Source organism: Priestia sp. P1_B12_1 (assembly GCF_056406695.1).
Genome location: NZ_JBFTZR010000009.1, coordinates 111194 through 123609 on the forward strand (window position 1 = coordinate 111194; position 12416 = coordinate 123609).

The 12416-nt window shown below is 38.1% G+C and carries 11 protein-coding genes and 1 riboswitch; of the genes, 3 read left to right on the top strand and 8 right to left on the bottom strand.

The window, feature by feature from the left end:
• Positions 1-344 precede the first annotated feature (344 nt).
• Complete coding sequence (locus AC1D0Y_RS23390) at positions 345-833, bottom strand: QueT transporter family protein (protein ID WP_013081607.1); 489 nt, start codon at positions 831-833, stop codon at positions 345-347.
• A gap of 9 nt (positions 834-842) precedes the next feature.
• Positions 843-887: riboswitch (PreQ1 riboswitch) on the bottom strand.
• 196 nt (positions 888-1083) lie between these two features.
• On the opposite strand from AC1D0Y_RS23390, the gene AC1D0Y_RS23395 reads away from it, so the two are divergent.
• The 3 genes from AC1D0Y_RS23395 to AC1D0Y_RS23405 all read left to right on the top strand — a co-directional run bounded on the left by AC1D0Y_RS23395 (position 1084) and on the right by AC1D0Y_RS23405 (position 3309).
• Complete coding sequence (locus AC1D0Y_RS23395; RefSeq protein ID WP_060745367.1) at positions 1084-1494, top strand: Lrp/AsnC family transcriptional regulator; 411 nt, start codon at positions 1084-1086, stop codon at positions 1492-1494.
• 381 nt (positions 1495-1875) lie between these two features.
• Positions 1876-2742 (top strand): YitT family protein, encoded by an 867-nt coding sequence (locus AC1D0Y_RS23400; RefSeq protein WP_013081605.1) that lies wholly within the window; start codon positions 1876-1878, stop codon positions 2740-2742.
• Positions 2743-3090: 348 nt separating this feature from the next.
• Positions 3091-3309, top strand: coding sequence for a hypothetical protein (locus AC1D0Y_RS23405; RefSeq protein ID WP_477707944.1), 219 nt, complete (start codon positions 3091-3093; stop codon positions 3307-3309).
• A 256-nt stretch (positions 3310-3565) separates the two neighbouring features.
• Here the strand turns inward: AC1D0Y_RS23405 and AC1D0Y_RS23410 are convergent, their stop codons facing one another.
• The 7 genes from AC1D0Y_RS23410 to iolG form a co-directional block, all read right to left on the bottom strand.
• The gene (locus AC1D0Y_RS23410) at positions 3566-4354 is read right to left on the bottom strand and encodes a 5-deoxy-glucuronate isomerase (protein ID WP_060745366.1); all 789 of its coding nucleotides are present in this window, start codon (positions 4352-4354) and stop codon (positions 3566-3568) included.
• A gap of 134 nt (positions 4355-4488) precedes the next feature.
• Complete coding sequence (locus AC1D0Y_RS23415) at positions 4489-5514, bottom strand: LacI family DNA-binding transcriptional regulator (RefSeq protein WP_060745365.1); 1026 nt, start codon at positions 5512-5514, stop codon at positions 4489-4491.
• Between the two features lie 60 nt (positions 5515-5574).
• Positions 5575-6471: a myo-inosose-2 dehydratase gene (gene iolE / locus AC1D0Y_RS23420; RefSeq protein ID WP_477707945.1), complete on the bottom strand. Its 897-nt coding sequence runs from the start codon at positions 6469-6471 to the stop codon at positions 5575-5577.
• 83 nt (positions 6472-6554) lie between these two features.
• On the bottom strand, positions 6555-8489 hold the full coding sequence (gene iolD / locus AC1D0Y_RS23425) for a 3D-(3,5/4)-trihydroxycyclohexane-1,2-dione acylhydrolase (decyclizing) (RefSeq protein WP_477707946.1): 1935 nt from the start codon (positions 8487-8489) through the stop codon (positions 6555-6557).
• Positions 8490-8601: 112 nt separating this feature from the next.
• The gene (locus AC1D0Y_RS23430; RefSeq protein WP_050691413.1) at positions 8602-10059 is read right to left on the bottom strand and encodes a CoA-acylating methylmalonate-semialdehyde dehydrogenase; all 1458 of its coding nucleotides are present in this window, start codon (positions 10057-10059) and stop codon (positions 8602-8604) included.
• Between the two features lie 73 nt (positions 10060-10132).
• Positions 10133-11140, bottom strand: a complete 1008-nt coding sequence (gene iolC, locus AC1D0Y_RS23435; protein WP_060745362.1) for a 5-dehydro-2-deoxygluconokinase — start codon at positions 11138-11140, stop codon at positions 10133-10135.
• Between the two features lie 76 nt (positions 11141-11216).
• On the bottom strand, positions 11217-12239 hold the full coding sequence (gene iolG / locus AC1D0Y_RS23440; RefSeq protein WP_060745361.1) for an inositol 2-dehydrogenase: 1023 nt from the start codon (positions 12237-12239) through the stop codon (positions 11217-11219).
• Positions 12240-12416: the final 177 nt, after the last annotated feature.

The following is a 12416-nucleotide window of genomic DNA, read 5'->3' on the forward strand; positions in this document are numbered from 1 at the left end:
CGTCATCGGTCTGCTTTTTTAATTGCTACGCATAGGTAATGTGTTGTTGTGCGAAAAACTTTTCGATAAGGAGTTTGCCAACTATATGTATACCGTAACAAAAGAAAAAAGAATGCGCTGTGAGATTTGTCACTCCTTCTTTCAAAACAATCTAACCGGATACTTCCTATTGCCTTACGCAAAAAGAGCAGATCGCAAACGCGACCTGCTCTTTTCACATGCTAGATATGGGTAATTTGTCCATGCGTGAAAAGCTCTTCAATAATAAGGGGTTTATCACTACACTTATAGAATAACAAAGAAAAAAAGATGGGGCTGTGAGATTTATCACAGCCCCATCTTTTTTATCCAACTAGCTTATTAAATTGTACACGTTTATTAATTGCAGCCATAATGGGTGCTCCAACAAGCATAACAATGAACTCACCAACGGCCGTTGTTAACCATGTAAAGAAAAATGGTAAATCAAATGCCAAGTGCAGTTCAAACGCAATAATAAACATCGTGAACGTAAATACAAGTGTATTAACAAGCATACGAGCCCACATATTTTTAATGTAGCGCATAGAAAAAATGGTAATGAGTAATGATAGCACGGATTGTCCTACCCCAAACACCAGATCATAAGCGACCATTGGTGAAAAAAACAAATTCGTCAGAAATACTCCTAGCACAATGCCGTACACGTACTTTTTATTAAACACAATTAAGTGATTGAACATTTCCGATATACGAAATTGGATATTGGTGAAGCCAAACGGCTGGATTAACATGCTGACAGCAATATACATAGCAGCTAAAAGACCGTTGACGCAAAGTGTTCTTATATTCATCTTACTATTCTCTCCTTAGTTTTTTAACGTGGGATGGTTACGAACCACGTAAACACTCAAAGAATCATACAGCAAGCTTAAGCTTTCGTCAAACTAGCTGTTTACAAACTACTGCTGCTTTCTATATCTTGCATATTGACTGCTCTTTTTTCTTACTTTCCTTTAGTATAAAATAGAAGACGTATCAGTATACATAGGTGACATCAAGTAGTTAACCCTTTTGATTTGAAATACGAAAGGATTTGTAGCGATGTTAGATAATACAGATAAACGCATACTCGAAGAGCTATCAAAAAATGGACGTATGAAGATGAAAGAATTAGGAGAAAAAGTGCATTTAACCGGACAAGCCGCTTCTGCTAGAGTATTAAAGTTAGAAGATGAAGGCATTATCAAAGGCTATACAATTAACATTGATGAACGAACACTCGGCTACACCATCCATGCATTTTTAAATATCTATACGCAGAGCATTCATCATCACCCCTACCTTACATTTTTAGAAAGTCAGCAGGAGCACGTTATCAACAACTTTAAAATCAGCGGCGATGGCTGCTACTTACTAGAATGCAAATTTCATTCAAATGAAGAACTAAATGATTTTTTGACAGAGCTAAATCAGCATGTGAATTACAAACTTTCAATCGTCATTAACAAATAAATTTTTTAAAAAATAAAGGTATATTAATTTATGAAAATGGTAATCCTAATAACGTATTCCCCCTATTCCAATAAATTTGAAAATCCTTTGCACCATCGCAAAGGATTCTTTTTTTATGTAGGAAACCGCTTTCTATTTTTCGAAAAGTTGAACATCTCTCACAGCGTTGACATAGCGGTCAGAGGTTTATATAATCGGTGACATCGAAGCATAGAAAAGCCGGATTAAGACCTATACACGTATCGTAATTCTTCGTCTTAGAAGTTGATCAGTTTTATAACTAGACAATTTCTAAGACGTTTTTTATTTTATCATTTGTGAAACACTAGTAAAAACAAGATTCCACATGAAAATATCCTAATAATCAAGGAGGTTTGCATATTGAAAACAATCTATAAAGACATTATCTTAATTATTGTTGGAGCACTTTTAGTTGCTGCATCCATTGATTTTTTCGTCATTCCAAATAAATTAGGTGACGGAAGCACGGTTGGTATTGCCCTTGTTTTATATTATTTATTTCATATCCCTACAAGTATCAGCACATTTCTTGTAAACCTTATATTTATTGCCTTAGCCTATAAATTTCTAACCAAAAAAACGATTCTTTATACGATTCTAGGAGCCGTCATGACATCTGTTTTCCTCGGTCTAGTCAGCTATATTCCTTTTCACGTTCACGACATGATTTTAGGAATTGTATTCGGCGCCTTACTAATGGGAACAGGACTGGCTCTCATTTTTATAGCGGATGGATCGACTGGTGGAACAACTCTTTTAGCTTATTTATTAAACTACACAAAAGGCTATAATATTTCTAAAAGCATGTTCTACATGGACAGTGTCATTATTTTAGCATCAGTTTTCGCTATTGGCGTCAATAACATGCTCTATACTTTTATATTCGTCTATCTTTGTGCCAAAATCGTAGATGTCGTTATCGAAGGTTTCCACAACAAAAAAGCAATGACGATTATGTCCGATCAATACAAAGACATAGCCCAAGTCATCACCAGTGAATTTGGAAATGCAGCCACCATCTTTTACGGATACGGCTACTACGCCAACAAAGATAAACGTATTATTTACGTTGTTATTAAAAAGAACGAGCTATTAAAAATTAAAAAGAAAATCCAGCAAATTGACCCGAATTCTTTTATTGTCATCCACGAAGTAAAAGAAGTTGTCGGCGGGAAATTTGGATTTATCGGTAATTCGCCTCATGAAACAAAAGCCGCTGCTAAATAAAAAATCCACCTCTTGGTGGATTTTTTTATGAAAAAACCGTTAAGAAAAATGAAAAGATACCTGCTAAAAAGTAAACCGACCCTAACGCAATTGCTCCTGTAACGACCGTAAATACACTTAATCCGATAGCCACCTTCATTTTCATCCACATCCCTTTTTAGATTAGTAGTATAAGTATGTCCAAGAATAGAAGATTTATAACTATGCCATCCTATTTATTTCATATATCGATGCAACAATTGTCTATTCAATGTGTTCTAAAACCACCCCTGGCGACATAATGTATAGGAAGGATTTCATATACACATCTTTGTATCACACATATCATATGAAATTAGGTGAGATAAAATGGTGGCTATCCACTTTTTTGAAAACAGAAAACTTCTATTAAGCCAGCTGAGGGAAAACATTCCTTCTACGGGTGATGATTTAAAGATTAAAGGACGAAAAGGAACCGTCGTGCTTGTGAATGACATCGATGAAAAAAATGTTCACGTGGAAGTTGCTTTAGAAAAAGTAGTGAAAAAGAACTTAGCATTAGATAACGCTAAAAAGAAAAGGAGATAAGCGGCTTACGCTTATCTCCTTTTCTTTTTAATTTATATACGAATCGTCTGTATCTTTTGCTTCAGTTTCCCAAAAAAAAGAGACTCCTAAAAAGGAATCTGCAGCAAAGAGCGATATCATCGCCTGAATATTAATACAAGCTATATTTTAACATATAAAAACATATTTTACAAAAATAAACTATTATTTTACGCATAATTATTTTTTATTCGAGGTTTTTCAACATTTGAAACCTATTTCGTATAGAGATCTTTATTTATTTTTCAGGCCAAATTTTTGCATCTGGCTCTAATAACCACTTATGCTCTTCTTCCATAATACGATCTGTCCACGGATTATTGTCGAGATGGCGAATCATCCAGCAGAAGTACATCGCATAGCCGGGAGCCGTTGCTTGAGGATGATCCAATTCACCAGGAATTGTAATAAAACTATTATCAACTACACGATACGCATCTTCTCCAACCATTGCGCAGCCAAATCCTTGTGGCTTGTCAAAACGATAGTAATACACTTCGGGCTGGTCATGATGATGAGGCGGATAACTCGACCATCTTCCTGGATAAGAAATAACTTCTCCAATAACAAGGTTAGAGTAAGGAGCGTTATTGTAGTCAAAGATTGTTCGGATTACACGCTGAGCAGTACCTTCCCATACTCCTTCACCAGCCACTGTGTTTTGACAATCTTCGGGCGTGTATAATTTTGATGAAAATTCTTTTTCATTATCCGTTTTTTGAACTAGTACTTCACTATCGGCAAGCCCGGTAATTTTGACCTCCACATTTTTTGAAACGTGCAAACACCAAGGCTCTTCTTCAAATAGGGACTGGCGCTGAAGTTCTTTCGAATGGCCTTCCCACTCCAGCTTTACCTTTCCTTCTAGTAAAAGAATAGCCGTTTCACTGCTGCTGTCTAGTAAAGTTTCCTCTTTTCCTTGGGACATTTTATAAATCCCAATATCCATCAGCATATCTTTGTGCTGACCGGTCATTTCTGTAAGTACGTTATATCCTTTATTTAATTCACCTAATTTACCTAACATCCTTGAATTCCTCCTTTATGTAGTAGCGCAATCAGAATTTACTAATCACTCATTTTTTCTTTATAGACTCTATACATTCTTTTGAATATGTGACTATGATGAGTTTTTATTAACAGCAATACTCTTGATTGTATTCAATTATTTACAGATACTGTGGCGTCTCTTCGTAACGGAGCCGTTGATTTCCGGATAATCAATTTCGGCTCAAGAAGCAAATGTTCTTTATGCATCGTTGGGTATTCCATTTCTCTAACCAGCAAATCCACTACGTTTACGGCCATTTCTTTTGTCGGCTGTGCTACTGTCGTCAACATGGGCGTAATGGTAGTAGAAAGAACCGTATTATCAAAGCCAATCACTGATAAGTCTTGCGGTACATCAATTTTGAATTCTTTTGCAGCTTGGATAACTCCGATAGCCAGTAAATCGTTACAAGCAAAAATAGCCGTCACTTTCTCCTTCATTGAAAAAATTTGCTTAGCACTTTCATATCCTTTTTGAATACTTGCTTCGGTCGTAATAACGTGCTGAGGCGGCACGATGATTCCATTTTCTTGCATAGCGTCTCGAAAAGCATCTAAACGGGCGTGATTGCTTTTTGCATTTTCCGTAATAATCGCAATTTTTTTATGATGCAAAGACAATAAATAATCAGTCGCTAAATAGCTCCCTTTGTAGTCATCCACTGTCACTGTATTAACGGATATGTGAGGAATTTCTGAAGCAATAACGCTAATAGGTATATCTTGCTTAAGCATATTTTTTAAAAGATTAGCATTGCGAAAAGCAGAAGCTACAATTAAACCGTCGATTTTCTGACGTATTAACAGCGATAGATACTTTTTCTCTTTTTCCGCATCGTTATCGGTATTGCACATTACAACATGGAAACCTCGCTCATGACTCCGGTCTTCTATGCTTCTTGCCAAATCGGCAAAAAAAGGGTTGGAGATGTCAGGTACGAGAAGCCCAATCGTTTTAGTGGGTTTTCCTGTTAAAGCAGATGCTACGACGCTTGGATGGTAATTCAACTGCGCCATAACCTCAATTACTCTTTGTCTTGTTCTTTCACTAATATGACCGGTTTGATTGATGACTTTTGATACCGTAGAAATTGATACACCTGCTTCTTCAGCCACACTATAAATGGTTGGCTTCATTTCCTCTCCTCCTTTCCTTTCATAAACACATAAAAGGCGTAAAATCTTTTACAATGGAAATTAAAGACCGCTTTTTTCTTTAATAAAGTTTCTTGCTTTTAACGCATATTCAAAAGGATTAGCAAGGGCTGGATCCTGTTCTGCTTCTACGACAAACCATCCGTTATAATCCGAAGTGGCAAGCGTAGTGAATACTTCATCAAATTCAATAGCTCCGTCACCTGGAACAGTAAAGGCTCCTTCTTTTACCGCTTGCAAGAAACTTAGGTCTTGTTCTTTGACTCGATCAACTACTTCTTGACGAATATCCTTTAAATGAACATGCTTAATACGGTGCAGATATTTTTTTAAGATATAAAGAGGTTTTTCTCCTGAAAAGACAAGATGACCGGTATCAAATAGCAGAGAAACAAGCTCTGGATTGGTAAGCCCCATTAGCTGCTCAATCTCTTCTGTTGTTTGTACACCTGTTCCCATATGGTGATGATAGACAATATGCATATCTTTTTCTCGTGCCAGTTTCCCAAGATGGTGCAGGCCTTCTGCAAGTCTGCTCCACTCTGTTGGCGTGAACACAGGCTTTTCTTTAAATAAAGGAACATCCATCAGCCCCTGAATGCTGTGTCCTTGTTCAGAAACAACAATTACTTTTGCTCCCATTTCGTATAAAAAATCGCGATGTTCAATAAATGGCGTTACCGTTTCTTCCAGCGGCTTTGTTGTTAAAAATGTACTGAACCACGCACTTGCAATTTCCAAATTCCGAAGCGATAATGCCTTTTTTAAGATTGAAACATTTCGCGGATATTTGTTTCCGACCTCACTTCCTCTAAAACCGCTTAAAGCCATCTCACTGATACACTGTTCGAATGTATTTTCAGCTCCCAGTTCAGGCATATCATCATTTGTCCAAGCAATTGGAGCAATCCCCAGTTTGACCGTATTTTCCTTGAACATCTCTTCCTCTCCCTTATATGAAATTAAAACCTTTTTATATTTATCGAATGTTTCTCTTCAACAACCTCATTTTCTCCTGCTCCTTAATAAACTCTTGCCATTTCAAGGTTTTTCACCTTATCTTCATAAGCTTCCTGTACATGCTGATTTTTAGATACCTCTGCTACTCCTACATGCCACCATGATTCATAACCGTTCGTCATAGTTTTTGGCAGCACTTTAATATCAATTAGCGTAGAAACCTCTTGTTTTTGTGCATCTTCTATCGCCGTTTTTAATTCTTCAAGAGAACTTACGCGATACGTTTTTACACCGTAGCCTGCGGCGCTGGCTGCAAAATCAATTTTCATCACGTTTCCGTTTAGTTTTCCTGTTTCATCGTTTCGATAACGAAACTCTGTGCCAAAGCTCCCCATACCGTTTGACATTTGAAGGTTATTAATGCACCCGAAGCCGGAGTTATCAAACAGTAAAATGTTTATCTTTTTTCTTTCTTGAAGGCTTGTAATAAGCTCTGAATGAAGCATTTGATAGCTTCCATCTCCAACCATCGCATACACTTCCTTAGCTGGTTCTGCCAGCTTAACTCCAAGTGCGCCTGATACTTCATATCCCATACATGAATATCCATATTCCATATGATAGGTATTAGGTTTAGTAGACTTCCACATTCTCTGTAAGTCGCCTGGAAGACTTCCTGCTGCACCAACAATGACGGAGTTGTCATCAAGGAGCTTATTCATCTCTCCAATTACTTCGGTTTGCGTTAATTGAGTACCAAGTGATTCTACATATTCAGCTAAGCTTTCATCTAAATGACCTTGTATTTCCGGAACAAAATCTGCACCAGTAAAACGTATGCTATGCAGACGCTCTAATTCTGTTTCCCATGCGTCTTTAGCATTTGCAATTTCTGTTGTATAACCAGACTGATAGCCAATTGATTTTAGCTCTTTCATAAGAGCAAGCAACCCTTCTTTTGCATCAGCTACAAGTTTCACAGCATCAAGTTTATTTGCATGAAATTCAGACGTGTTAATGGTAAGAAATTGCACGTTGGGATGTTGAAAAAGCTGTTTAGATGCTGTTGTAAAATCAGTAAATCGAGTGCCTACTCCAATTACTAAATCTGCTGCTTTAGCGATTGTATTAGCAGCTGAGTTCCCTGTTACACCTATTCCGCCCAGATTATAGCGATAGTCACTTTCAACGGCACTTTTCCCTGCTTGAGTTTCTCCAAATGGAATATGGAACTCACTAGCAAATTGCTTTAACTCTTTTGCAGCTTCTGAATACCGAACGCCTCCTCCACAAATGATGATTGGCTTTTTCTTTGTTTTCATTAATTGAATTGCATCTGCTAGACTGTCCCTAGTCGGAAGGCGGCGCTCAATGCGGTGAACGCGCTTTTGGAAGAAATAAGCTGGAAAATCCCATGCTTCTCCCTGCACATCTTGAGGCAAACAAATAGTTACAGCTCCCGTATCTGCTGGATTCGTTAATACACGTATCGCATTAATCATAGCTGTCATCAATTGTTCAGGGCGGCTTACGCGATCCCAGTACTTACTCACTGGTCGAAAAGCATCGTTTGTAGAAATAGATAAATCATATGACTGTTCAATTTGCTGCAAAACGGGATCCGGCTGTCTAGTTGCAAATACATCACCAGGAAGCAGCAAAATTGGAATATTATTAGCTGAAGCAGTGGCTGCCGTTGTAACCATATTTGCTGAACCTGGCCCCACTGAAGATGTGCAAGCCATAATCTGCTTTCGATGTTTTTGTTTTGCAAAAGCCATCGCTGCATTGGCCATTCCTTGTTCATTACGTCCTTGATATATATCTAGATTTCCTGGATCTTCTTCCAAAGCTTGCCCAAGACCTACCACATTTCCGTGCCCGAAAATTGTAAAAATCCCTTTAATAAACTGATGCTGCTTTCCATCAAATTCAACATACTGCTGATTTAAAAACTTCACTAATGCTTGTGCTGTCGTCATTCTAACTGTTTCCATGCTTCTTTCCCCCTTCTAGTACTAGATTGCGATTTTAAAAAAGGAAGCATAAGGAATATCTTTAATTCCTGATACTTCCTTTTAAAATGAGATGCGATTTTTAATGAATCACTTACCAGCGCGTTGTTACCATTTTCTTTCTTGTATAAAACTCCACGCCGTCCGTACCATTTGCATGAAGATCACCATAAAAAGAATCTTTCCAGCCAGAGAATGGGAAGAATGCCATAGGTGCCGGTACCCCTACATTTACTCCTAACATACCAGATTCAATATTTTCACGGAACTCACGTACGCTTGCGCCGCTATCTGTATAAATACAAGCACCGTTTGCAAATCGAGAGTTATTAGCTACTTCAATAGCTTCTTCTAATGTTTTCACACGTACAATAGAAAGCACAGGTGCAAAAATTTCATCTTGCCAAATTTTCATTTCTTGCGTAACATGATCAAAAATCGTTGGTCCGACAAAGTAGCCCTTGCCATTTACTGCTGCATCTGTGCGACCGTCACGAATAAGTTCTGCTCCTTCTTGCACGCCTGATTCAATATAGCTGAGCGTACGCTCTTTATGATTTTCACGAATGACTGGTCCTAAGAAGACGTTTTCTTCTAAGCCGTCGCCAATTACAATATCATTTGCTTCCTCTACTAATCTTTCAATTAGCTGATCCGCAATTTCTTCTTGTACAGTAACAACAGATGCTGCCATACAACGTTCACCTGCTGAACCAAAAGCGGCTCCAATAATTTGTTTTGTTGCTACGTTCAAATCTGCATCCTTTAATACAATTGAATGGTTTTTAGCACCGGCTAAAGCTTGAACACGCTTTAAGTTTTCCGTACCTTTTTTGTACACGTACTCAGCTACAGGCTGTGAACCAACAAATGAAATAGCTTTCACTAACTTATGTTCAAGAAGACCGTTTACCACATCATGCGCGCCGTTTACAATGTTTAATACACCTTTTGGCAAACCAGCTTCTTCAAATAATTCTACTAATCTTGCAGCTAAAAGCGGCGTACGCTCAGAAGGCTTTAACACAAATGTATTGCCGCAAGCGATTGCAAGCGGGAACATCCAGCAAGGAACCATCATTGGGAAATTAAACGGCGTAATTCCCCCAATTACACCAATTGGGTAGCGGTACATGCCAGACTCAATGTCTGTTGCAATATCAGGAAGCTGTTTCCCCATCATTAACGTAGGAGCACCCGCCGCAAATTCTACACATTCAATACCACGCTGCACTTCGCCTCGCGCTTCGTTAAAGCTTTTTCCGTTTTCAACCGTCACTAACTTTGCTAATTCATCCCAGTTATCTACTAATAGCTGCTGATACTTGAATAAAATTCGTGCACGTTTAGGCACAGCTGTTTTTGCCCACCCTTTAAACGCTTCATTTGCTGCTTGCACCGCTTGATCTACGTCTTCTTTTGTAGAAAGAGGTACCTGTGCGATTAATTCACCTGTCGCTGGGTTATACACAGGTTCCGTTTTTGATGTAGCTGATTCAATCCATTGTCCACCAATATAGTTTTTTACTGTTTTTACTGCTGTCTGTGTCATAGAATATCTCTCCCTTTATCTAATTTTAATAAGTTGCTATTCCTTTAATCTTTTAAGATTTTCCTTTTATCTATTAAGCTTTCTGCAAAACTTCCGTTGCTGTCTCCATAAAATTTAAGAGCTCATCACTTGTTGGCATGGCATCTGAACAGCTGTGTTTTGAAATGACAATCGAAGCGGAGGCACCCCCCAATCGCATTGCCTGTGGAATTTCCAGCCCTTGCATCAATCCGTAAATAAAGGCTGAAGCATAGGAATCACCAGCGCCAAACGTTTTCAGAACTTTTGTTTTAAATATTCCTCCGCGGTGAGACTTACCATCTCTTGTATAGGCAATAGACCCTTCTCCACCGTGCTTAATCACGACGATTTGAGCATGGTGAGAAAACCAGCGCTCTGCTGTTACTTGATCATTAGATTCTTTATAGTTTAAAAGGTTTTCCATCATGTCAAACTCTTCTCGCGTACCAATAATTACATCTGATTTTTCAGCGGCTAAATTAAAATAGACTGCCGTTTCAGCTTCCGATTCCCATGTATATGGACGATAATCGATATCAAAAAACACTACAACTTCATGCTTGCGTGCATGTTCTAGTGCTAAAAACACTGCTTCACGAGAAGGACTTTGCGCAAGAGCCGTTCCAGATATTAAAAGAGCCTTTGACTTCTTAATATATTCTTCTGATACTTCTGTAGGATCTAGTTTTAAATCCGCTACGTTATCACGATACATTAAGATACTGCAATCTGTAGGACTCTTGATTTCTGTAAAAGCAAGCCCCGTTACGGCCCCCGTTTTATCAACAACAATGCTATCGGTATTAATCTTATTTTTTTGCAGATAATCCGTAATGAAGCGTCCCATTTGATCATCTGATACTTTTCCGATAAAGCCGGTTTTTAAGCCTAGCCTTGCTGCTCCAATCGCAATATTAGCCGGAGAGCCTCCTACATATTTAGTAAATGTTTTCGTCTCTTCCATTGGACGCTGTGTTTCATTTGCATTTAAATCAATACATAAGCGGCCAATAGCGATAAAATCTAACTCACGATCTTCTTTAAAAACAAGCGGATTCATCTTTATTCCTCCTTAGTTAAGCGCTTTCCTAAAAGGGTAGAAAGACCAACTTCTTTCATCCCCACGTTTACCGTCATTAATTCACTGCGTATTTTTTATGTTCAATCTTCACTGGCTGCCCGGATAGTAAAGATTCTTTTGCTGCTTTAGCAATTCGTTCTGCTTGTAACCCATCGTTCCCTGTACAAATAACGCTTTGTTTTTCCATAATTGCTCTTGCAAACTGTGTTACTTCATCTATGTACGCTTGTGTATAGCGCTCAAGAAAGAAATACAGCGGCTTCTCTTTGACTACACTTTCGCCTGTTGATATTTCTACTGTAGTAGGACGGCAATTATCAGCAGCAGCGGAACCTTTTTCACCAAAAACTTCAAGGCGCTGATCGTAACCGTAGACAGCTTGACGACTGTTATCGATTACACCTAAAGCTCCATTTGCAAATTTTAATGATACAATTGCCGTATCTATATCCCCTGCTTCTTCAATAGCAGGATCGATGAGCGTCGTGCCGTAAGCCGATACTTCAATTACTTCACTGTCCATTACATAACGAGCCATATCAAAATCATGAATCATCATATCCATGAACAATCCTCCTGAAGCGCGAACGTATTCCGGACTCGGAGGCTGAGGATCTCTGGAGGTGATTTTTAAAATGTGCGGCTGTCCTACTTCTCCTTGTTGTACAAGATCATGCACTTTTTTAAAGTTGGGATCAAAGCGTCGGTTAAAGCCAACTTGAAGCTGCACTCCATGTTCTTTTACTACTTCTAACGCTTCGATTGTTTCTTCTACCGAAAAACTAACGGGCTTTTCACAGAAAATATGCTTTTTCGCTCGAGCTGCTTCTTTAATAATCGATGCGTGCGTATTCGTTGGCGAACAAATGAAAACGGCATCAATTTCTGAATCAGCTAATAAATCTTGATAATTTGTTGTTAACGTCGAAATTTCTTTACTTGCAGCCCATTCATGTAAATGGTCTACTACCACATCTGAAACCGCTTTAATTTTTATTTGCGGCATTAATTTTAAATTATCAACGTGTAATTTCCCTATGCGTCCAGCACCAATTATTCCAATTGTAAGAATCCCCATCTTATTTTCCCCTTTAATTAAAAGTTAAGAAAACATTCGCTCAAACCTCTATATAGGTTAAGCGCTTTCCTGATTCCAATTATACATAACGTTTTCTGAAATGCAAACAATTTTTATAGATTTTTTAGAATATTTGTTTTTTAACAATCTAAATACATACTATAAAAACTATTTTTA